This is a genomic window from Rhizobium freirei PRF 81 (assembly GCF_000359745.1).
In the GTDB taxonomy this organism is placed as follows: Bacteria; Pseudomonadota; Alphaproteobacteria; order Rhizobiales; family Rhizobiaceae; genus Rhizobium; species Rhizobium freirei.
Map to the genome: position 1 here is coordinate 86,235 of NZ_AQHN01000013.1, position 22,276 is coordinate 108,510.

15 protein-coding genes are annotated in these 22,276 nt (G+C 59.8%); 9 read left to right on the forward strand and 6 right to left on the reverse strand.

The genetic code is table 11. The features are described 5' to 3' along the window. Positions 1 to 180: 180 nt before the first annotated feature. The 8 genes from RHSP_RS06000 to RHSP_RS06035 all read left to right on the forward strand — a co-directional run bounded on the left by RHSP_RS06000 (position 181) and on the right by RHSP_RS06035 (position 12,813). Positions 181 to 1,215, forward strand: a complete 1,035-nt coding sequence (locus RHSP_RS06000; protein WP_037149948.1) for a LacI family DNA-binding transcriptional regulator — start codon at positions 181 to 183, stop codon at positions 1,213 to 1,215. A 279-nt stretch (positions 1,216 to 1,494) separates the two neighbouring features. Continuing rightward, positions 1,495 to 2,241 carry a transporter substrate-binding domain-containing protein gene (locus RHSP_RS06005; protein ID WP_004110619.1) on the forward strand — a complete coding sequence of 249 codons (747 nt, stop codon included), beginning with the start codon at positions 1,495 to 1,497 and terminating at the stop codon, positions 2,239 to 2,241. A 66-nt stretch (positions 2,242 to 2,307) separates the two neighbouring features. Then, on the forward strand, positions 2,308 to 3,963 hold the full coding sequence (locus tag RHSP_RS06010) for an amino acid ABC transporter permease (protein WP_037150046.1): 1,656 nt from the start codon (positions 2,308 to 2,310) through the stop codon (positions 3,961 to 3,963). Further along, positions 3,944 to 4,660 (forward strand): SDR family oxidoreductase, encoded by a 717-nt coding sequence (locus RHSP_RS06015; RefSeq protein WP_004110624.1) that lies wholly within the window; start codon positions 3,944 to 3,946, stop codon positions 4,658 to 4,660. Before RHSP_RS06010 ends, RHSP_RS06015 begins: the two co-directional genes overlap by 20 nt. A gap of 16 nt (positions 4,661 to 4,676) precedes the next feature. Then, positions 4,677 to 7,709 carry an aminotransferase class III-fold pyridoxal phosphate-dependent enzyme gene (locus RHSP_RS06020; RefSeq protein WP_004110626.1) on the forward strand — a complete coding sequence of 1,011 codons (3,033 nt, stop codon included), beginning with the start codon at positions 4,677 to 4,679 and terminating at the stop codon, positions 7,707 to 7,709. A 180-nt stretch (positions 7,710 to 7,889) separates the two neighbouring features. Then, positions 7,890 to 9,869, forward strand: coding sequence for a beta-galactosidase (locus RHSP_RS06025; RefSeq protein ID WP_157385304.1), 1,980 nt, complete (start codon positions 7,890 to 7,892; stop codon positions 9,867 to 9,869). Between the two features lie 689 nt (positions 9,870 to 10,558). Further along, a complete protein-coding gene (fdhA, locus tag RHSP_RS06030; RefSeq protein WP_004110631.1) occupies positions 10,559 to 11,749 on the forward strand; it encodes a formaldehyde dehydrogenase, glutathione-independent in 1,191 nt (396 codons plus the stop codon). A 503-nt stretch (positions 11,750 to 12,252) separates the two neighbouring features. Further along, positions 12,253 to 12,813: a hypothetical protein gene (locus RHSP_RS06035; RefSeq protein ID WP_004110633.1), complete on the forward strand. Its 561-nt coding sequence runs from the start codon at positions 12,253 to 12,255 to the stop codon at positions 12,811 to 12,813. Between the two features lie 701 nt (positions 12,814 to 13,514). Here the strand turns inward: RHSP_RS06035 and RHSP_RS06040 are convergent. Together RHSP_RS06040 and RHSP_RS06045 are read right to left on the reverse strand one after the other, a co-directional pair. After that, the gene (locus tag RHSP_RS06040; protein ID WP_004110637.1) at positions 13,515 to 14,780 is read right to left on the reverse strand and encodes a glycoside hydrolase family 5 protein; all 1,266 of its coding nucleotides are present in this window, start codon (positions 14,778 to 14,780) and stop codon (positions 13,515 to 13,517) included. Positions 14,781 to 14,903: 123 nt separating this feature from the next. Then, entirely contained in the window at positions 14,904 to 16,169 is a 1,266-nt protein-coding gene (locus RHSP_RS06045; protein WP_004110640.1) for a YbfB/YjiJ family MFS transporter, read from the reverse strand. A gap of 104 nt (positions 16,170 to 16,273) precedes the next feature. Between RHSP_RS06045 and RHSP_RS06050 the strand changes: the two genes are divergently transcribed. Beyond that, on the forward strand, positions 16,274 to 17,161 hold the full coding sequence (locus RHSP_RS06050) for a LysR family transcriptional regulator (RefSeq protein ID WP_037149951.1): 888 nt from the start codon (positions 16,274 to 16,276) through the stop codon (positions 17,159 to 17,161). On the opposite strand, the gene RHSP_RS06055 is transcribed toward RHSP_RS06050, so the two are convergent. The 4 genes from RHSP_RS06055 to RHSP_RS06070 all read right to left on the reverse strand — a co-directional run bounded on the left by RHSP_RS06055 (position 17,145) and on the right by RHSP_RS06070 (position 22,260). Further along, the gene (locus tag RHSP_RS06055; RefSeq protein WP_037149954.1) at positions 17,145 to 18,875 is read right to left on the reverse strand and encodes a M14 family metallopeptidase; all 1,731 of its coding nucleotides are present in this window, start codon (positions 18,873 to 18,875) and stop codon (positions 17,145 to 17,147) included. The genes RHSP_RS06050 and RHSP_RS06055 overlap by 17 nt on opposite strands. Before the next feature lie 6 nt (positions 18,876 to 18,881). Further along, positions 18,882 to 19,730 (reverse strand): ABC transporter permease, encoded by an 849-nt coding sequence (locus tag RHSP_RS06060; protein ID WP_037149957.1) that lies wholly within the window; start codon positions 19,728 to 19,730, stop codon positions 18,882 to 18,884. 6 nt (positions 19,731 to 19,736) lie between these two features. Beyond that, a complete protein-coding gene (locus RHSP_RS06065; RefSeq protein WP_004110652.1) occupies positions 19,737 to 20,660 on the reverse strand; it encodes an ABC transporter permease in 924 nt (307 codons plus the stop codon). Between the two features lie 64 nt (positions 20,661 to 20,724). Further along, positions 20,725 to 22,260, reverse strand: coding sequence for an ABC transporter substrate-binding protein (locus RHSP_RS06070; protein ID WP_004110654.1), 1,536 nt, complete (start codon positions 22,258 to 22,260; stop codon positions 20,725 to 20,727). Between the last annotated feature and the right edge of the window lie 16 nt (positions 22,261 to 22,276).

The following is a 22,276-nucleotide window of genomic DNA, read 5'->3' on the forward strand; positions in this document are numbered from 1 at the left end:
AATAGCGCGGACAATCGCGGAAAAGTTCTGTTCTCCCGCCTCTAAAAGCGATATGGCCGAAAACTCCGATGCTTGGTCGGGGGAGAGGATTGCGCGACCGGGCTTTCGCTTGGGCATGCGCGATCTATATCCTCTTGGCCGCCTCCCTTGGCACGAATCAGTCGTAGCGAGCCGAACCGCATGCAGAGACCGACGATCAAGACTATCGCGCAGGAAACGGGCCTTTCGATCGCAACCGTATCGAAAGCTCTGAAGCATTCGCCGCAGGTTCGCCCGGAAACCCGTGCGATCGTCGTGGCTGCCGCAGAGCGCGTCGGCTACGAGCTGAACATGCATGGCGTGCAACTGCGCACCGGCAAGACCTATCAGGTCGCAGCCATCATGACGGCGCCCGGCCCGAAGCAGCAGGAATGGGAAGGTGTCGAATACGCCCAGCTCCTCAGCGGCATTTCGTGGGCGCTCGAAGAAAGCCCCTATCGTGTTTCCCTCTATGCCGTGCGCTCTTTCGAGGAGAGCCTAGCCGCTATCCGGCAGATCGTCTCGCTCAAGAAGGCCGATGGCATTATCGTTTCGGGCACACATGCCGACGATCCGCGCGTCCGCATCATGCAGGAGGCCGATTTTCCGTTCGTCACCTATGGCACGACCATCCACAATGATCCGCATGCCTACGTGGATGCCGATAACGAGCAGATGATCCGCCGATCGGTCGCCCGACTTGTCGAGCGCGGCCATCGCCGCATCGCGCTCATCAATCCGATGTCCGATCTCACCTACGCCGTCACCCGGCTCGATGCCTATCGGCATGCTTTGGAAATCGCAGGTCTTCCTTTCGATCCCGAACTCGTCGTTCACGGTCGGCTGACGCCGGCTTTCGGCCGGGAGAGCGTCTTGACGATGTCGCGTCTGCCCGATCCGCCGACGGCCTATATTTGCGCCAATGAAGCCTCGGCGCTTGGTGCCTTCTCCGGCTTCCATGAGCGCGGTCTGGTGCACGGACGCGATGCGGTGATCAATGCGACCGATGATCTCAACGTCAGCCAATATTTCGCTCCTCCGATAACAACCTATTTTCTGCCGATCCACGAACCTAGCGAGTTGCTAGGCACCTATATTCTTCGCCGCATGGAAGGCGGGTCTCCGGAAAGTCTTCAGACACTCATCATGCCGAAGCTGATCGAGCGCTCCGACGATCGCGTGATGCCGCGCGGCTGATCGCGCCGATAATTTTCCATATCGCGCCCTCGATATCCGGCATGTCTTTCAGATGCCTGGAGCGGTATTGCCTTGGTTTCTCGTTCCGCCTGCTCTCTTTCATCGCTTTGTGGATCGGAGATAAAAACGTTTATATTGATATTGAAAACGTTTATATTCCTTGTTAGGAAGTCAGCGTGAGAAACGGAGATCGGGCTGGTGGTTCCGAGGGGGCGCGATATTCATTAGGGTTTTGTCGCGCCTCGCGAGGGTGGTGGTGCCGATATTGAGGAGGAAGAAATGAAAAAATTTGTCGTGACGCTTGCGTTGGCCATGCTGGCCGCAGGCGCTGCTCAAGCCGCCGATCTCGGCGGCAAGCTGCTCAAGATCGGCTCGGATACAACTTCGCCGCCGATGGAGAGCGTCGATCCCGCGAGCGGCCAGATCGTCGGTTTCGACATTGATGTCGTCAATGCCATCTGCACCAAGATCCATTGTCAGGCCGAATTCGTGACAACAGGTTGGGACGGCATTTTCGCCGCGCTCGACCAGGGTAATTTCGACCTGGTGGCCTCCGGCGTGTCGATCACCGACGAGCGCAAGAAGGCGATGGATTTCTCCGATCCCTATATCGTCAACAGCCAAGTCATCCTGACGCGTGCCGAAGATCAGGGCATGACGCTTGAGCAGTTCAAGGCGCAAGGCCGCAAGCTTTCGGCGCAGGCCAATACCACCGATGCCCAGGTTGCAGAGGGTCTCGTCGGCAAGGAAAACGTTGCCGCCTACGACACGTTCAGTGCGGCGATCATTGCGCTCAAGAACAAGGATGTCGACGGCGTCGTCATCAATGGCGCCAATGCCGCCGCTTATGAGCGCGAATTTGCCGGTCAGCTGGTGGCGGCCATCAAGGGACTGCAATCCGATCCGATCGGCCTCGTCTTCCGCAGGGGCGACGCGAATGCCGCTGCCTTCAATGAAGGCCTGCAGGAGATCAAGAAGGACGGCACGCTGGACAAGCTGATCGCCAAATATTGGGGTCTCAAGTAAGTTTTGCCGGGAGTGTGCGTGCCGCGCTCCCGACATCGTCTGCTCGATCTGGCGCTGGAGGCCGGAATGTTATTCATCAAAAGCGTGCGGCCCAGCAACCTGATCATTCTCGCGGCGCTGCCTTTCATCGTCTATCTGTTTGCATCTTCGCCGGACTATCAGCGCTCGCTGCAGGCCATTCTCGGCGTGGAGCCGGGATCTTCGGCTTTCGTTCCCGGCTTCCTGTTGCTTTCTGCCGCGTTTGCTTCCGGTATTGCCGTCCTTTTTCTGTCGCGGATGAAAGTGGCGCGGCCGCGCTTGACGATTGCTGTGGCACTTCTCGGTCTGATCGCGACCGCTGCCATCCTCGCCGGCGATTTGGTTCATCCCTTCATCGCCTCCGTGGTCGCCAACAGCGTCGATCCCTTCAAGTCCGATCTTGTCGTCAAGGGCGTGACGCCGCGTCAGCTGACGCCGGCCGCCGATGCGGTGGTGCGACAAGTCGAAGTCTGGATCTGGCCGGCCTATGCCATCCTGCTCGTGGGTGGCCTCAGCCTGCTCGCCATCGGCAATCGCGCCTCGGTTCCGGCCGAAAGCGCAGCCCGCCGGGCAGGGGCATGGCTCCTTGGCGTCGTCAACGGGGCCGGTCTCGTCTTCGTTTTCCTGATTGCCTATATCGCCTTTGCTTCCGGTCTTGCCACCACGATCCGAGCCGCGATCGCGGCCTATCTTCTGGCGGCGGTACTCGGCCTGATCTGGGTCGGCCTGCAGAAGCTGCGCTATACGCGCTCTAGCCTCATTGTCTTCGTGGCGATGACGCTTGGTCTTGCCGCGCTTTCGGCCTGGTTCCTGCTGCAGCCACGCGACAACTATGTCCTTGCCGGCACGCTCGGCGGCAAGATCGGTATCGTCACCAACACGCCCTCCGGCCTGATCGGCGCGGTGCGCTTCGGCCAATATGAGGGCGCGCCGAAGACGGAGACGCCGGTTCGAACCTTCGTCGCTCCGCCGCAAGCCATCGAGGCTGTCGGCAAGAAACAGGATGTCAGTGGTGCGTTGCTGCCGGAGGCGTCGGTCCCGTCCGACTGGCCGGTTATCTGGCGTACGCAGGCGTTGAATGATCGCGATCGAGCTGCCGGAATAACCTTCTCGGTGATCGCCATCATCATCGGTCTTTTGACCCTTGGCGGCTTTCTCCATCGCCGGCATCCGTTGTCGATCGGTTCGGAGTTCATTGTCGATACGATCCGCGGCATCCCGATGCTCGTCATCGTCCTTTACGTCGGCCTGCCGCTCAGCGGTGCCTTGAAGGATGCGACGCAGGGCGTCTTCGATCCTCCGAACCTGATGCGCGGCATCGTCGCCATGGCTCTGGCCTATTCGGCCTATCTCGCCGAGATTTTCCGCTCCGGAATCAACGCCATCCCCGTCGGCCAGATCGAAGCTGCGGCAAGCATCGGGCTCAATCGCTGGCAGACGGCCCGGCTGATCATCATCCCGCAGGCATTCCGCATCATCATCCCGCCGCTCGGCAACGAACTCATCGCTATCTTGAAGGACACGTCGCTTCTGTCGATCCTGTCGATCCGCGATATCACCCAGCGCATGCGCGAGTTCCAGTCGGCAAGCTTCCTGCCCTTTGCACCCTATAATTCCGCCGCGGTTCTCTACATCCTGCTGACGCTTGCTGCCGCCAGCCTCGTGAGCCTTATCGAGAAGAAATATGACGTCAAGCACCGCTAACAGTTCTCCCCGGCCGCGAGAGCCGGGTACGGTCCTGGTAACCGGCGCCTCGCGTGGTCTCGGCCGAATGCTTGCTAAGCTCTATGCTGGCGAGGGCTGGCGCGTGCTGGCCTGCGCACGTCAGGAGCAGCCGGCCGCTGCAGATTGCATGCTGCCCTATCGCCTCGACGTCAACGATGCGGCATCGATCGAAACGCTTGGAACGATGCTCGAAGGCACCGCGATCGACATCGTCATTAACAATGCTGCGGTTCGCGGCGACACTGGAGGGCTCGCGTCGCTCCGGACGGATGACTTCATGGAGGTCATGCGGATCAACGTGCTGGCGCCGCTGCTGATTGCGCAGGCCCTCAAGCCAAATCTCGTCGCCGGACGGCGCAAGCTGTTGGTCAATATCAGCAGCCGCGCCGGATCGCTTGCCGAGGGGACGCTGGACGATGATGACGGCGATTATGCCTATCGCTGCTCGAAAGCTGCATTGAACATGGCGACGGTAAAGCTTGCGCAAGATTTCCGGCGCGACGGCGTTGCGGTCATTTCGCTGCATCCGGGCTGGGTCCGCACCGACATGGGCGGTCCGGATGCGGTGGTCGATATCGAGCAGAGCGCTCGAGGGCTGAAAAACCTGATCGACACCACGACGATGGCCGACACCGGCAGTTTCCGCGCCTACGACGGCAAGACAATATCTTGGTAAGGGAAAGAGTTTGGCAATGACCGACGCGAATAGCCAGCATGACGGCGAGATCCAGGCGATCGATGCACTGCTCCGCGATAGCTATGGCGTCTCGGGCAAGGTCACCGCTCTGCCGGGCGAGCACGACCTCAACTACTGCGTCGAAGCAGAAGACGGAACCCGTTTCCTTCTCAAGCTGCACGCGCCTGGTGATGCCGACGATCTCGCCATGCAGATTGCCGTGCTCGACCATCTCTCTCAAGCGGCGCCGCAGCTTCCGATTTCTCGCGCGCTGGCGGACAGGAATGGCGCCACGGCGATTGCGGCGGCCCTGCGCGGCAATCGCACGGCGCGGCTATTGACGTGGCTGGCCGGCAATGTCTGGTCTAAATCGTCGGCGAGAGGCACGCAAAGCGTCGTCACGCTCGGCCGCTTGCTGGGCGAGATGGACCGCAGCCTCGAAAGCTTCAGCCATCCCGGCGCCAAGCGCGCCTACGCCTGGGATATAGGCCGCGCCGATATGCATCTGGAAAATCTTGATTTCATTACGGATGGGGAAAAGCGCAAAACCGTTGGAGCTATCCTTCAGCGTTTCGCGGGCGAGATACTGCCGCGATTACAGCAATGCCCGCGCCAGGTCATCCATAACGACGCCAATGACTACAACGTTTTGCTCGATGAGACAGGTGCTGTGAGCGGCCTGCTCGATTTCGGCGATATGGTCGAGACCTGGCGGGTGATCGAAATAGCCGTTGCCGGCGCTTATGCGTTGATCGGCACGGAAGATCCGGTTGATACGATCGGCCGCCTCGCTGGCGCTTATCACGCCGTCAATCCGATCAGCGAGATCGAAGCCGAGTTGATCTTCGATCTTACCTGCACGCGCTATGCCGTCAGCATGTGTATGGCGGCAAAGCAGATCGGCGAGAATCCGGAAAACACCTACCTTCTGGTGAGCCAGGAGGATGTCTGGCGCGAGTTGCAGCGCCTGCAGAGCGAGAACCGTTCTTTGGCGATTGCCCGCATCCGCGACGCCTGCGGCTTCGATCCGATCCCGCACGGCACCCGCATCGAGCGTTGGCTGGAACGGAACGCCCATGATTTTGCCGGGATTTTCAAGCCGTCGATCGGGAAGCCGAAGGTACTGGCGCTCGACATAACGACGACGGGGCAGGATGCCGAGGCCTGGGCGTCGCTCGATGCCGCAGGGGCCCAGCGCTTGATTGCGGAGCGCGTCGCGCAGGCCGAAGCCGATTTCGCGATTGGCCTCTACGGCGAGGATCGCAACATCTACAAGAGCGATGCCTATCGGACGTCGACGGCTGGTCAGCGCCGGAGCATTCATCTCGGCATCGATCTCTTCGGGCAAGCGCAAGAGCCTGTGCATGCGCCTTTTGCCGGGACAGTTGCCTTCATTCATAACGATGCCGTCGCGTTTGGCTTTGGTCCTACGGTGCTGCTCGAACATCGCACGGATGATGATGTCTTCTGGACTCTCTACGGCCACCTTTCGCGCGAGAGCGTCGCCAAGCTCTCGGTAGGGCGGGCAATTGCCAAGGGCGAAGCTTTCTGCGCCCTCGGCGAGGCCTCGGAAAACGGCAACTGGTCTCCGCATCTGCATTTCCAGATCGTCACGGATCATCTCGGTCTCGGCGCGCAGATGCATGGAGTCGGCGTGCGCGACCAATGGCAGGTGTGGCGGGGTATCAGCCCCGATCCGAGTGTTGTCTTCGGCTTTTCGACGCCTGCTTCGGTCGTCGTCGCGCGGGACAAGGATTTTCTGGTGCGCGAGCGTCACCGCCGCATCGGCCGTTCGCTCAGCATCGCCTATTCGGCGACACCGCTGAAAATCGTCGGCGGTGAGGGCGCTTATCTGATCGACGAAGAGGGCACGCGCTGGCTCGACATGGTCAACAACGTCTGTCACGTCGGTCATTGCCATCCCCGCGTAGTGAAGGCGGCGCAAGCGCAGATCGGCAAGCTCAATACCAATTCGCGCTATCTGCATGACTCGCTGGTGGAATATTCCCGCCGACTGGCAGGTCTGTTTCCCGATCCGCTCAATGTCTGCTTCTTCGTCAATTCCGGCAGCGAAGCAAACGATCTCGCGATCCGGCTGGCGCGCGCCTATACCGGCCATCGCGATATCATCACCGTCGATCATGCCTATCACGGCCATCTCTCGAGCCTGATCGACGTCAGCCCCTACAAATTTGCCGGCAAGGGCGGAGAAGGGCGCCCGCGACATGTCCGCGTCGCGGAGATGCCGGATCTTTATCGCGGCCGGTTCCGCTATGGCGATGCGGATGCAGGCAGCAAATATGCAGAGGACGTGCGCAACCAGGTTGCCGCTCTTACGGTGGAGGGGCGTCGTCCGGCCCTCTTCTTCAGCGAAGGCATTCTTGGCACCGGTGGACAGTTGACCATTCCGGACAATTATTTGAGGCAAGCCTATGCCCATGTTCGGGCGGCAGGCGGTCTTTGCCTGGCCGACGAAGTCCAGGTTGGCTTCGGCCGCGTCGGCAGCCATATGTGGGCGCACGAATTGCAGGGCGTGGTGCCCGACATCGTCACAATGGGCAAGCCGATCGGCAACGGACACCCGATGGCAGCCGTCGTGACGACGGAAGCCATTGCCGCCTCCTTCGCCAACGGTATGGAATATTTCAACACTTTCGGCGGCAACCCCGTCTCCGCCGAGATCGGCCTTGCGGTTCTCGACGTCATCCGCGACGAGCGGCTGATGCACCATTGCAAGGTCGTTGGCGACCGTTTGATGGATGGTGTGCGGGCGCTGGCGGCACGCCATGAGATCATTGGCGATGTGCGCGGCCACGGCCTTTTCAACGGCGTGGAACTGGTGCGTGATCGCGAAACGCTCGAGCCTGCGGCCGCGGAGCTGGACTTCGTGATCGCGGAGATGAAGCGCAGTCATCGCATTCTGCTCAGCAGTGAGGGGCCGCATCACAACGTGCTGAAGGTGAAGCCGCCGGCACCCTTCAGTGCCGAAGATTGCGACCGGTTCCTCAATGCGCTGGACGAGACCTTGTCCCGCCTGCCGGTCCGCTAAGCTTCCGCTCCCACAATATAGATCACGCCGGGAACGCTTTCGCGGCGATATAAACGTTTACATTTCGACTGCGACAAGGGTGATGCCCGACGTTCGGCGACTTGAATGATGAAGGACAAGACAGTGCACAAGCCGCTCGCCAGACAGACCGATTTCGATGCAGGCCGGCAGGATGCCGGCATGCTGGAGCTTGGTGTCTGCTACTATCCGGAGCAATGGCCACGGGCGAAATGGGAAGAGGATGCCGCTCGCATGGTCGAGCTTGGGCTCGCCTGGGTGCGCATCGGTGAATTTTCCTGGTCGCGCATCGAGCCGCAATCCGGCGTTTTCCACTGGGAATGGTTCGACGAGGCCGTCGAAGTGCTCGGTAAGGCGGGGTTGAAGGTAATCATCGGCACGCCGACTGCCGCACCGCCGAAGTGGCTGGTGGACCGCTATCCCGACATCCTACCGGTCGATGCGCGCGGTGTCGTCCGCAAGTTCGGTGCGCGCCGGCATTATTGCTTTTCGAGCCAGCGCTACCGCCTGGAGGCTGCCCGCATCACCGAGGCGGTTGCGCAGCGCTACGGCGCGCATCCCTTCGTTCATGCCTGGCAGACCGACAACGAGTATGGCGATCACGATACGATTCACAGCTATTCGCGGGCAGCCCTTCACGCGTTCCGCGAATGGCTTGCCGCACGATATGGCACGATCGAAGAGCTGAATCGCGCCTGGGGCACCACATTCTGGAGCATGCATTACAACAGCTTCGACGAGGTGGATCTGCCCAACAATCTCGTCGAAGAGCCGACCCCGACGCATCTTGTCGATTACTTCCGCTTCGCCTCCGATGAGGTGCAAAGCTTCAACAAGGCGCAGGTCGACATCATTCGCCGCCATTCGCCAGGCCGGCCGGTGACGCATAACTTCATGTCGCAAAACACCGACTTCGATCACTACAAGGTCGGCGAAGACATCGATATCGCTTCGTGGGACGTCTATCCCATGGGCGGGCTCATCAATGGTCGCCTGAGCGCTGAAGAAAAGCAGCGCTATCTGCGCGTCGGCGATCCCGATCAGCCGGCCTTCAATCACGATCTCTATCGGGCAGTCGGCCGCGGCCGTGTGTGGGTGATGGAGCAGCAGCCGGGGCCGGTGAACTGGGCCTCGCATAATCAGTCGCCGGCCGATGGCATGGTGCGGCTGTGGACCTGGCTTGCCTATGCCCACGGCGTCGACATGGTGTCCTATTTTCGTTGGCGTCAGGCGCCCTTTGCGCAGGAGCAATTCCATGCCGGCCTTCTGCTGCCCAACAGCGAAGAGGATCAGGGTTACAAGGAAGTGGCACAGGTCATTGCCGAAATGAAGCGGCTGCCGAAGGGCGAAAAGCGCAGCAAGGCTTCCGTCGCGCTGCTGCTGGACTATGACTCGCGCTTCGCGACCCGCGCCCTGCCGCAGGGACGCGACTATGCCGCCTCCGCGATTGCGCTTGATTGGTATTCCGCCGTCTCTCGTCTCGGGGTCGATATCGATTTCGTCGGACAGCATTCCTGTCTCGACGGATATCGCCTTGTGCTGGCGCCGGATCTCGTCATTCCCGATGCGGACTTCATTATGCGGCTCAAGGCATCGGGCGCGAAGGTTCTGTTCGGCCCCCGCAGCGGCAGCAAGACCCGCGATATGCATATTCCAGCCGACTTGCCGCCGGGTGCGCTCGGAGATTTTCTCGATTTCCGGGTTACGCGCGTCGAATCCCTGCCGGCGTTTCAGTCCGAGACCGTGCTCTATGGCAATACCAGACATCAGACGACCGGATGGCGGGAAACGATCCGGACGACGGAAACAGTGCTTGCAACGTTCCAGGGAGACTATCGCCCCGATGCACCGGCTCTGATCGGCAATGAAAAGGCGCGCTACTGCGCAACGCTTCCGCGCGACGAATTCCTGCTGAAGCTGATGGAGGACACGCTCGCCTGGGCGAAGGTAGACAGCCTGCCTGACCTCGGCGACCTACGTCTGGCTCGACGCGGCAAGCTGCATTTCGCCTTCAACTACGGCAGTACTGCTGCGAGTGCGCCTGCCGCAGCGGATGCGACTTTCCTTGTCGGCAGCAGGAGTGTTGCGCCCGTTGACGTCGCGATCTGGATTGAGGCGACCCAGGATGCGGCGATCAAGTAATTGATTCCGCGTTAATCCGGGCAAGTTGCCGTCGCATCGGCAGCTTGCCTCTGGGAGAGGGCTTATCGGAAATTCACCCGATGTCCGAGATGGGCGAGCAGCGAGCGTCGCCTTGCCTTTAAAGCCTTCGGTGCCGCTGTCCTTCCCGGTTCGGCGCGCGTATTGCGAACTGCGACTGCATCTTGCTCCGACGGTGATCGGGACGAAAGCGCATCATGTCGTCTTGCAGGGTGCTGATGTCGTTTTCCCGTGCGCACCATACCCCTAGGCGTGATCTTCTAGCAGGCGTCAAGGTGCCATCGAGATGTTCTTGATGGACAGTCGGGAAACACGCCGCAGCTCGGCGCCGTCCTGCGTACGGTATCGAACTGAACGTCTCAAACGCAGCCCCGGTCGACGGACCGGAAGTCGTCGAGGCAGTGCCAATGGGCGAGTTCGAAGCCGGACGCCAACCTTGACGACAGGCCTGACTGATCTCGGTGAGTGATCTGGGGGCGAATGGAAAGCTCCGTTCACCTCTTGCTTCTCGTGCGGTCGGTCATACCTATTCCGGACAGGGGTGTCGCTAAAATTGCGGCATCCGTGCCCGTTTTGCTGCTGTTCAGCCCGTTGAGGAGCGGGCCGATCTGAAGGCGCTTGCGAGCGATCGCTAGTAACGACGATCAGCGTTAAACCAAGGAGGAGATGGCATGACTGGGAACAGAGGCGTTGTCTATTTGCGGCCCGGCAAAGTCGAGGTCCGCAATATTGACGATCCGAAACTGGAAGCACCGGACGGCCGGCGCATCGAGCATGGTGTGATCCTGAAGGTGATCTCCACGAATATCTGCGGATCCGATCAGCACATGGTGCGCGGGCGTACCACCGCCATGCCGGGTCTGGTGCTGGGACATGAGATCACCGGACAAGTCATCGAAAAGGGTCTCGATGTCGAAATGCTCGACATCGGCGATATCGTTTCGGTTCCGTTCAACGTGGCCTGCGGCCGCTGCCGCTGCTGCAAATCGCAGGATACCGGCGTTTGCCTGACGGTTAACCCGTCGCGTGCCGGCGGTGCCTATGGCTATGTCGATATGGGCGGATGGATCGGCGGTCAGGCACGCTATGTCATGGTGCCCTATGCGGACTTCAACCTGCTCAAATTCCCGGATCGCGATAAGGCCATGGCGAAGATCCGCGATCTCACCATGCTGTCCGATATCCTGCCGACCGGCTTCCACGGTGCCGTTCGCGCCGGCGTCGGCGTGGGCTCCACGGTCTATGTCGCAGGCGCCGGCCCGGTCGGTCTGGCAGCGGCTGCTTCCGCCCGTATCCTGGGCGCAGCAGTCGTCATGATCGGCGATTTCAACAAGGATCGCCTTGCGCATGCGGCCAAGGTTGGTTTCGAAGCGATCGATCTTTCCAAGAGCGATCGTCTCGGCGAAATGATCGCTGAAGTCGTCGGCACTAACGAAGTGGACAGCGCGATCGACGCCGTCGGCTTCGAGGCTAGAGGCCATTCCGGCGGTGAACAGCCGGCTATCGTCCTCAATCAGATGATGGAGATCACGCGTGCAGCGGGATCGATCGGCATTCCCGGTCTCTATGTTACGGAAGATCCAGGCGCAGTCGATAATGCCGCCAAGCATGGCAGCCTGTCGTTGCGCTTCGGCCTCGGCTGGGCGAAGGCGCAGTCCTTCCATACGGGCCAGACGCCGGTGATCAAGTACAACAGGCAACTCATGCAGGCGATCCTGCATGACAGGTTGCCGATTGCCGACATCGTCAACGCCAAGATCATCTCGCTCGAAGACGCCGCTCAAGGCTATGAAAGCTTCGATCATGGTGCTGCCACGAAATTCGTTCTCGATCCGCACGGAGAACTGCTGAAGGCTTCATGAGCCGGCAGAAGCTGCGCATGCTTCGTTACTGACAGAAACGAGCTTGGGGCTGGGAACGCGGGGAGATCCTCCGGTTCCCAGCTTTATTTTGCACAATTGCTATGAGTTTGCCGGGCAACGAAATACCGGCAACGGATCAGCAGCGCGGGCTACATCACTCTATCTTCGCAAGGCATGGTGTCTGCGAAGAGGAACTGTTGCGATGCAGCATTCGCTAGTCATGCGCACGATCTCAGCCAAAAAAGGCTGGATATTCCCATCCTGATATCAGCAAGAACCAGTCAACACGAGTGCGCCGCTGCGCAAGATTAGTATTTCATCAAGATCGGAAGTTGGAAATTGCAGAGACGTAGAAGCGCCTCTATTGACGATGATGACAGATAATATTGCCATTATACACATATCTTATACATATATGTCGTTATCCATGTGGAATAGCTCCGTTATCGCTTGCCGAATAAACGGCCGCTTGGACGAAACGCTAACCTGAAGAGAAACGGACAATGGCAAACTTTCTGGAGAAATGGTCTTCGAAGAAGGCTGAAAAGCCCAAGGCTGGAGCGCGGAATGTAGTCGATACCTTTCGAGCGAGAGTAGCGGAGCAGAAAGCATATCTAGAAGAGTATGAGAAGGACGTCGCCGGCTTCAAGAAGTGGCGCTCCACCTGGTTCCAGCGCGTACCTAGCGGTTTCGGCGTCACGGTTGGCCGTGACTCGGTCAATGCCGGTGCCGGGCTAAGCTATATCGTCGTTGAATCCGTCAAGGAAGTGGCGGAGTTTCTCGATGATCTGGCCCATCATGCGGAGAAGGATGCCGGCTTTCAGCAGGCACTCGAGCAGAACCGCAAGCGGCGCGTCGCATTGCTGAATGCAGCCAAGTCGGGTGACGATACGGCCGCCTCCAAGGCAAAGGCAAAGCCCGCCGCAAAGTCGGCTGCTGCGAAGCCCGCAGCAAGCAAATCTTCTCCGAAGGTTACGAAGGCGAAAGCCGCTCCTGCAGCAGTTGCCGAGGCAGACAAGCCGAAGCGGGGCCGCAAGCCAAAGGCCGATGCCGCCGCCGAATAAGAATAAAGCCCGCTTCATGCGGGCTTTATTTTTTCAGCAAGGTTTAGCTACCTCATAGGCGCCTGCTATGCGCCACGAGATTGCTCCGCGCCCGTCTTCTGTGATCGGCGCTTAAACCGTAAAGCACGCCTGGCGAGGATGTCAGGCATAGTGCTCAGCATCTCGATGCATCAAAACGAATAACTTCACCTGGACGACTAAGAGCTTACCTGGGGTATAAGGATGCACCAGCTGATGATAATTATCATCAGCATGAATTTTGACAGATTCTGAATGCAGAAACAAACGGGTAGAATGGCAGTGAGTATAATCCGTCGCGAAGAGCGAGTTAGCTGGGGATGATGTTTCACGGATAATAGGATGGGGAACGAACTCCGTAGCCATTGATATCCATCGGCATGCCACGTTCTTACAAGCGTGATACAAGCTACATTGCTGCTGCTGATCATAAATGAGCAACAGCCCTGCGGTTCCCTCGCAGCCATTGTGCGAATACCCTGTGGGACGTTCGATCGACGACAGCAAATCCGACGGGAAGGAAATGCGAGTTGATGATCAGGAGATCATGCCAGCCACATTGAGCATGATACCTGTCGACCGCAAGTGCTATAGGCCCAGGCAACAATTATCGGTTTGAGAGCGATCCGGAGCTCTGCGTAAAAGGTCGTTTCGAGAGGCATCCCGGATGCATCTCGCAACATCTAGTTCGGAGCCTCTGATCCGCCGGAGGCTCCGAGCAAGGCGCCGATGACGTCTTGATGGCGGATATTTCTGTTGAAACGGCTGTCTCTTGCCAGCTGCATCAATCCCGCAAAGACGTCTTTCGCCGAGGGCTTTTTGCCTTCTCCACGGAGATAGGCGGTCAGGCGGCGATAATTGGCGTTCTCCTTGATTTCGAGTGGATTGCCCTTGCCGATTTTTTTCAATGGCCACCACGACCAGCCGATGCCATTCTTCTCTTGCAGCGCGACGGCGCGGGCGTACCAATCATTATTGTTTTCACCGGATTCACCATTCCATAGAGGCATGTCGTATTGCTCGCGCAGCTTCAGGAAAGGCTCGATGGATTCCTGTGTGGTGGGAGTCCAGTATTTGTGGAAGCTGAGCGCCGTATTGCGATCGCTGATCGGCAGCACACCGGCATAATTATTACCCCAGCAATTGCCTTCGATTATCAGCATGTGATTCTTGTCGACAGCGCGAATTGCCTGGATGGCGCGTTCGTAGAGATCGTGCAGTGGCGCACTGCCGGTTTCGCGGCAGCCACCTTTGTCGTGTTTATCCTGAAAGCCCCAGTTCGGCTCGTTGAGAAGGTCGTAGCCGGCGATGGTCGGCTCATCCTTGTAACGTCGGGCAATCTCGCCCCACAGTGCGATCATCGCCGTCTGGTTCTCATGGCTGTCCCAGAGCGAGGGGCTGTTCGGATTGCGATCTGAGATCGCGATGTCATGCCCCTGGCCGCCGGGCGCCGCATGCAGATCGAGAATGAGATACATGTCGTGGGTTTTCAGCCAGCCGACGAGTGCATCGACGCGCCGGAAACCTTCCTCGTTCCAGACCATACGGCCATTCGTCTTTTGGCCGGGCATCGTCGTGATGAACAGGTTCCAGTGCATCGGCAGCCGAACGCTGTTGAAGCCCCATTTTGCCATCGCGTCGATATCGGCCTTCGTCACGGCATTGTCGCGCCAGGAGAGATAGAAGTGCTCGGTGTTCTTCCTGCCGATGATCTCGGAAATGCTGTGGCGGATGATGTGCTGCGCCTTCAGGTTGGACAGGCCCATCATATAGCCTTCCTGAACCATCCAGCCGCCGAGGCCAAGGCCGCGCAAGATCAGCGGATTGCCTTTGGCATCGAGGATTTGCTGATGGTCGGCCCGTACAAATCCTTGCGCCTGCGCCGGCGGCGCGAGCGACACCAGGCAGATGGCAGACAGGGCGGCCAGAAAAAGCAGGAATCGCTTCATGAATCTCCAGTCGCGCGAAACTTTGGCACCAAGTGGGCACGACGTGACACCTGGAGTAAAATCTTGCGCAGGCGACGCTCCGCAGTTTTCTCGAAGCGGCCTATCCGCTTTTGGTATTTTGTCTCAGTTCGTGGAGGCCGAGCCGGATTTCGCCGCATCCGGATTTTCGTTTTGCCGCTGCGGCGAGCGGAAGAACACCGCGGCCGTGAGGTCGATTGCCAGCGCAAGGACCATGACAGCCGTGCCGATGAAAAAGAGCATCTGGTAGTCTCCGCCGGTTCGGTCGAAGACGAAGGAGAAGCCATAGGCGGCTGCAGCTTGAAACAATGCAAAGAAGATCGTCGCCATGCCCCAGGCGATCTTCTGCTGTGCGGGATGATGCGGCAGCAATTCGGCGATGCGCCCCAGCATCAAGGGCACTGTTCCGGTCACGAAGGCGCCGACCACAAGGCTTGAAGCGATGAGCCACGCCTGGCCGAGGCCGAAGGCGGGAATGGCGACGGCGACTGCTTCTAGGAGAAGAGCAAATCGCATTGCCGCGCCAAAGCCGGTGCGATCCGCGAGATGGCCCGCGAGGATCGGCCCGACTGTCGCGCCGATCCCGAACAGAACCCAATATTCAGCGCCGACCTGCAGGCCCTTTCCCAGGCCGCGAGCGACGAAATCGACGAGAAAGATCATGTGGGGAACCCAGCCGGCAGCGTTCAGCGCATATTCGAGATAGAGGGCGCGCAGCGTCCCGCGCGCCGGTACATGAGCGTGGTGCTGGATTGCTGCGGGCGATGCCGCGCCGTCCTGCGGCCATCCGGTCCAGGCAATGGCAGTCAGCAGCAGCGAGAATGCGCCGAGGCCGAGCCATGCTTCGCGCAGGCCCTGTTGCAAGAGCAGCGGCACCAGTGTTCCCGACAGTGCGACCCCTGCACCGACGCCCATGGAGATCATGCCGCCTGCAAGGCCTCTTCGGGAGGGTGCGATGAGCGGCAGTACCGTCGGTGCCGCCAGCACCATCAGCGCGCCACCCGCAAAGCCCGCGGCAAAACGCCATGCGAAAAACCATGCAAATCCCATGGAGAACGCGCAGGCGAAAAAAGCCGCCGTCGCCGCGAGCATCATGACCCGGAGTGTCGAGACAATGGAGATGTGCGCCGCGAGGGGGCCTCCAAGCAACGCGCCTGCCAGATAGCCGGAAAGGTTCGCGGCGCCGAGATAGGCGGCGGCTGACTGGTCGAACCAGTGGGCATCGACGATCGCAGGCAGAAGCGGTGTATAGGCAAAGCGTGCCAGTCCGATGCCGATCAGGCTGGCGCAGAATGCCGACAGAACGGCACGCCAGGCGAACCTTGCGCTGGAATGGCTGCTATTGATTTCGGGAGCGGCGATCCTAGTCATGTGAACTCTCTCAGCTATCACTACTTGAGATAATACGCCGCAGGATATATCATTAAAATTGATTTATTATGAGAATAGTTATCTCTAATTGAGATAGGTGAGGCATGGATATATCGGATCTCAGGGTCTTCGAGGCGGTTTCCCGGCACGGCAGCATGAACCGGGCGGCTCGGGAACTGCATACCGTTCAATCGAACGTGACGGCGCGTATCCGGACATTGGAAGAGGAGTTGGGCGTCAGCCTGTTTCAGCGCCACGCCCGCGGCGTGTCGACCACGCCTGCCGGACAGCGCATCCTGCCGTTCGTCGGCCGCATTACCAAGCTTCTCGCGGATGCGCGCAGCGCCGCCCGGGACGATGGTTCCCCGACTGGCGCGCTGCTGCTCGGTAGCCTTGAGACGACGACGGCCTTGCGGCTGTCTCCACTGATCAGCCATTTTGCCAAGACATATCCGGAGGTCCGTCTCGTCGTCACCATGGGCACGACGCGCCGGCTTCTGGACGAGGTGATAGAGTGTAAGCTTGAGGGTGCCTTCGTGGCAGGGCCGATCAGCCATCCTGACCTCGATCAGCAAGTTGTGTTCCAGGAGGAGCTCGTTCTCATCACCGCCCGCTCTATTCGCACAATGGATGAGCTTGCCGGTATCACCGATCTTAGAACCATCGTTTTCCAGATTGGCTGTTCCTATCGGCAGCGACTGGAATCGTTGCTCGCCGAGATGGGCGTCGTCACCGCAAAACCGTTGGAGTTCGGTTCGCTCGATACGATCATCAGCTGCGTGTCGGCCGGCGTCGGCATTGCCTTGCTGCCAAAGGGTATCGTGGCATCAGCCTGGCAGGACGGCAGGGTTGCGGTTCACGAGCTCCCGCCGGAGCGATCGCTGGTGGATACGCTGTTCGTGCGCCGCAAGGATGCTTATACATCGAGTGCCATGACCGCACTTCTCGATATGGTGCGATCGAACCCGGCGGCGCTCAGCTCCAAGCCATGATGTCCTGCCAGGCGCGATATGCCGAGAGGACCGTTTCCATCTGCGCGGTGTGACCGGCGACAAATTCAGCCCCATAAATGGTCTCGTCCGGATATTCGGTGATTAGCGTGACCGGCACCGTGTGGCGATCGTCGATGTCCGCGAGGCATGGGAAGCCGTTGATGATGCGGAACCCCGTTTCGCCGGCATGTGTTTCGTAGAGCGCGATCTGTCTGTTGTTGTAGTCCAGCAACCCGGGAATGGCGCCGAGATGCTTGGTAACCCTGTCCAGAAGCTGCTCCGCCTGCGCTTCCCAGCCGGCATGATAGCGGGCAATCAGGAAAAAGCCTTTCGGCAATGTCCACATGGCGAAGTTGCGCGGTACATAGCCGGAAAGCGGACGGGTCCACTCATGTGCCGGATAGCCGTGCAGGTTGACATGCAGCTGCGCATTACTCAACTTTTCTGCCTGAAAGCGGATTTTCTTCTCGTAGAGATACGGACCGGCATTGGCCTCGGTGCGATATTCGAGGTCGTCACCGAGCGCGGTGTAGCGCGCGGCGTGATACATGTGGCGCGGGCTGTCTTTGCGCAGACGCTGGTGCAGCGCATAGCCATCGGGATTTTCCAGAGGCGAGACTGTGAAATGTGCGCCTTCGATAATGGCGAGCCTTTGCGCGGCGCGCAGCGCGCCTGCGCCGCCGGTCGTCTCATTGGCGTGCTGCCCGCCGCTGATCATCACGGCCGCATCGCGGCCCTTGATATAACGTGCCCTGACCGTCCGGCCGGAGCGGGTGACGGCTTCAAACGCTTCGCCACCGATCTCTTCCAGCATGGCCTCGATCTGCCGTACGGCCAGGGGCTCTGCTGCCGTCTCGATCTGCTGCTCCGCACCGTCCCAGTAGCCCGAGGTCAATGCTTGCGTTTCTACTCGGGCGGAGATTTCGCCAGAGGATAACAGGATCTGCGGAACGATCTGTCCCGGCTTCAGGCCACGGTCGCCGAGCGGTCGGCCGGATTTCTTCTGGAAGAATTCGAGCAGCGAGAAATAGAAGTCCTCGTGCAGCGCTTCCCGAAGGCTCATGACTTCGTCGCCGACAGGCAGGGCTTCGTCGGCGACCGGCAGCGTGGCGCGAATATTGAGCTCTTCGAAATAGGGCTCGGTCGCACCCCAGTTGAACTGGGTAATCGCAGCGATGGTCTCTTCGAAAAGCTGCTCGTAGTCCGTGGCCAGCCGTTCGCCGGTCGCGCTGCCATCCCGCACCAGCCAGCCGGTTGGGGAAACACTCGTTTCACCGGCCACGTCGATATGGACGCGATTGGGCGCCAATACTCTGACCCTGCGCTCGCCGCCCGAATTGCTCTTCAACAGAACGTCATAATGGAAATCGCTGTCGGTTCTGGCGATGAAGGCGATATTGCGATTTCCCACCATCGCCGCAAGCGGATAGGCCTCCAGCCGGAAGCGGTTGGCGGGTGCGTTCGCTTGCACGGGATAGCGGATCTCGATTGCTTCTATGCCTTGCAGATCGATCTCTTCGAGAAAGGCATATACCAGCGGCTTGTAGGCGCTACGGATGCGCGCCTGCACGCCTTTCGTGGCAAGTTCGAGTTCTGCTTCCCGGCGGCTCTGTCGATCGTCAAAGGTCCACGCCTCGAAATTTTGGCCGGCCTTGGCCTCCGCGACGAGGCGCGAAAGCGTGCGCTCGAAACTTCTTTCGAAAATCATGGTCATGATGTCTTACCTTGTCGTTCTGCCTGTTGGGTCGAGGCTGTCGCGCAGCCAGTCGCCCAGGAGATTGAGGCCGAGTACGGTGAGCAGGATGGCAAGGCCCGGGAAGAGGCTGACCCACCAGGCCGTCTGCAGATAGGTGCGTCCATCGGCCAGCATGCCGCCCCAGCTCGGGATCGTGGGATCGACGCCGAGCCCGAGGAAGGTGAGGCTGCTTTCGAGAAGGATATTGTTGGCGATGTTCAGCGTCATCAGCACGATTACCGGTCCCAGAAGGTTCGGCAGCAGATGCTGGAAGATGATGCGCCAGTCTTTCACGCCGATGGCGCGCGCCGAGAGGATGAATTCCCGTTCGCGCAGGGTCAGCACCGATCCGCGGACAAGGCGGGCATACTGCACCCACTGCGACACGATCAGCAGGATGATGGTGTTGGTGAGGCTGCCGCCGACGATGGCAATGAAGGTGATGGCCAGCAGAATGAAGGGCATGGCAAGCTGGATATCGGCAAAGCGCATCAGGATCATGTCCCAGATGCCGCGATAGTAGCCCGCTGCCAGACCCACCAGCACGCCAAGAACGACGCCACCGATGACGGAGGTAAGGCCGACCAGCAGCGATATTCTGCCGCCGGCGACGACGCGGGCAAGAACATCACGCCCGAGAGGATCCGTTCCGAACGGATGAGCGAGGCTGGCAAAGGGTCTTGCAAGCCGGGCCATCAGATCGATCTTTTCCGCGCCGCCTGGAAAGATGACGTCCGAGAACACGGCTGCAAGGCAGATGACGACGGTCAGCAACGCTCCGAGGATGAATTCGAAGCTGTGGAAGCGCGAACGGCTTGATGTCGTGGCGGCCATTGGCGATTACTCCGTGCGGATGCGGGGATCGACGAGCCCGTAGGCGATATCGACCAGCAGGTTGACGCCGACGATGAACAAGGCCAGCACAGTGATGACGCCCTGTAGCAGCGGATAGTCGCGGGCGGCCACAGCGTCGAACGCCAGGGTTCCGAGACCCGGCCAGTTGAAGACCCGCTCGATGACGACGATGCCGCCGAGCAATCCGCCGAACTGGATGCCGAAATAGGTGATCAGCGGAATGGCGCAGTTACGCAAGGCATGTTTATAGAGCACCTTGCTCTCGCTGAGGCCTTTGGCGCGCGCGACCATGATATATTGCGACTGCAGCGTTTCCAGCATGGCGGTGCGTACCAGGCGCACATTCGTCGCCGTCAGAATGACGCCCATGGTCAGGGCGGGCATGACGTAGCTCGCTATCCCGACCATGCCGCTCGGCGGCAACCAGCCGAGCGTGATCGAGAACAGCAGCACCATCATCAGCGCCAGCCAGAAATTCGGAAAGGAAAGCCCGAGCAGCGAGAGAACGCGAATGATCTGGTCAGCGGTCTTGCCGCGCGCCGTCGCGGCCTTGATGCCGAGCGGAATGGAAAGCACGATCGATATTGCCATCGCGATGAAGGCGAGCAGCAGGGTGGCGGGCAGGGCGTCCCCAATCAACCGGGAAACGGGCGTACCTCCGGTGAAGCTGCGGCCGAAATCGAGCGTCAGCAGGCCCTTCAGGAAGGTCAGATATTGAACGACAAATGGCTGGTCCGTACCGAGCGCTGCGCGGATGCGTGCCAGATCCTCTTCCGTCATGCTGCCGCCGCCCTGAAACATCATCACGGCGGGATCGCCGGTGAGGCGGATGGCGAAGGAGACGAGAAGTGTAATGGCGATGACGACGAAAACCGCCTGCAACAATCGCTTGATGAGAAAACCGGCCACGTTCTTTTCCCGAAATTTGCAAAATGAACGCCGCCGGTAAGCCCGGCGGCGTCGCGCTTGACGATTACTCGACGGTGACCTCGTTCAGCTTGATACGGGTATCCGGCGCAGGCACGAAGCCCTTCACCCGCTTGCTGATGCCGTAGATCGCGTTGGAATTATAGAGCGGCAGCTCCAGCGCCTTGTCGGAGACATACTTGCCGATGTCCTTGAGGATCTTCTCGCGCTCGGCGCGGTCGGTGAGCGGGCGCTGGGATTCCAGAAGCTTGTCCAGCGCCGCATCCTTTTCGTAGGGATTCCACTTTTCGCCGGAGTGATACATGGAATAGGCGGTGTTGTCGTAGTCGAAGGTCCAGCCGCCCCACTTCTGCTGGAACATCGCGCCGGTCTTGCCCTGCGGGATGATGTCGTTTAGCAGAACGTTGGTCTCGTAGGGCTTGAGGGTGGCGGTGATGCCGACCATCTGCAGGTAGCTTGCGATCACCTGCGCCACCTCGTTCATGGTTGCGTCGTTGCCGCGAATGTCGATCTGGATTGCCGCGCCGGGCTTCACGCCGGCCTCGGCGAGCAGCTTCTTGGCACCTTCCGGATTGTAGGGAAGCGCCTTCAGGTCTGGATCGAAGCCAAAGGACAGCGCGCTCTGGAAGCTGGTGATTTCAGCGCCCTGGCCGACAAGGATCGACTTGACGATGGTCGCGCGGTCGACGGCCATGATGATGGCCTTACGCACGCGCGGATCTGCAGTGATGCCGTCGCGGGTGTTGAAACGCAGCGCATCGACGGTCGGGCCGGGAACGCTGGCAATCTCCAGCTTGGAGTCGTTCTGGATGACGGGGAGCATGCCGATCGGGATGATCGGCGGAATGACGAGATCGACACGGCCGGCCTGAAGCTCGGCGACGGCGGTCGCGGGTTCGCTGATGAAGCGATATTCGAGTTCGGAGAGCTTCGGTGCGCCACCCCAGTAATCAGAGTTGGCTGCGAGCTTGATGTTCACCTTCGGCGAATAGGAAACGAACTTGAAAGCGCCGGTGCCGACCGGGTTGAGGTTGAAATAGTCCTCGCCCTTTTCCTTGATATATTTCGGCGGAACGATCATCGCGCCGTAGCCGGCAAGCTTGGTCAGCAGCACCGGATCGGGTGCCTTCAGCTTCATGTCGACCGTGTAGTCGTCGATAATGTCGACGCTTTCGATCGCGGTATAGTTCGAGCGTTGCGGGCCCTTTGCCCCCTGTTCGCCGAGGAGGCGATCGAAGGTGAATTTTACCGATTCGGCGTTGAAGGGTTCGCCGTCATGGAACTTGACGTTGTGGCGCAGCTTGAAGCGGATGCGCTTGCCCTGATCGAGCTCTTCCCAGGATTCGGCAAGGCCCGGCACCAGCTTGAGGTCGGGACCACGATAGGTCAGCCCGTCGAAGATATTGGTCGAGACGGCGGCCCAAGCCACCAGAAACGTATCGATCGGATCCCAGCTGCCGGGGTCCTGCGGTGAAGCGATCGTCATCTTTCCGGCTGCGAGCGCCGGCGCCGCGTTGATGGTCACGCCCGACAAGGCGAGCACCGTGAAAGCGGTTGTCAGTCCCCATTTGATTTTTTTCATCGAACCTGTTTCCTCT

Coding starts and splice junctions, on each gene's coding strand:
- RHSP_RS06000 (WP_037149948.1), top strand. CDS start 181: ATGCAGAGACCGACGATCAAGACTATCGCGCAGGAAACGGGCCTTTCG.
- RHSP_RS06005 (WP_004110619.1), top strand. CDS start 1,495: ATGAAAAAATTTGTCGTGACGCTTGCGTTGGCCATGCTGGCCGCAGGC.
- RHSP_RS06010 (WP_037150046.1), top strand. CDS start 2,308: ATGTTATTCATCAAAAGCGTGCGGCCCAGCAACCTGATCATTCTCGCG.
- RHSP_RS06015 (WP_004110624.1), top strand. CDS start 3,944: ATGACGTCAAGCACCGCTAACAGTTCTCCCCGGCCGCGAGAGCCGGGT.
- RHSP_RS06020 (WP_004110626.1), top strand. CDS start 4,677: ATGACCGACGCGAATAGCCAGCATGACGGCGAGATCCAGGCGATCGAT.
- RHSP_RS06025 (WP_157385304.1), top strand. CDS start 7,890: ATGCTGGAGCTTGGTGTCTGCTACTATCCGGAGCAATGGCCACGGGCG.
- fdhA (WP_004110631.1), top strand. CDS start 10,559: ATGACTGGGAACAGAGGCGTTGTCTATTTGCGGCCCGGCAAAGTCGAG.
- RHSP_RS06035 (WP_004110633.1), top strand. CDS start 12,253: ATGGCAAACTTTCTGGAGAAATGGTCTTCGAAGAAGGCTGAAAAGCCC.
- RHSP_RS06040 (WP_004110637.1), bottom strand. CDS start 14,780: ATGAAGCGATTCCTGCTTTTTCTGGCCGCCCTGTCTGCCATCTGCCTG.
- RHSP_RS06045 (WP_004110640.1), bottom strand. CDS start 16,169: ATGACTAGGATCGCCGCTCCCGAAATCAATAGCAGCCATTCCAGCGCA.
- RHSP_RS06050 (WP_037149951.1), top strand. CDS start 16,274: ATGGATATATCGGATCTCAGGGTCTTCGAGGCGGTTTCCCGGCACGGC.
- RHSP_RS06055 (WP_037149954.1), bottom strand. CDS start 18,875: ATGACCATGATTTTCGAAAGAAGTTTCGAGCGCACGCTTTCGCGCCTC.
- RHSP_RS06060 (WP_037149957.1), bottom strand. CDS start 19,730: ATGGCCGCCACGACATCAAGCCGTTCGCGCTTCCACAGCTTCGAATTC.
- RHSP_RS06070 (WP_004110654.1), bottom strand. CDS start 22,260: ATGAAAAAAATCAAATGGGGACTGACAACCGCTTTCACGGTGCTCGCC.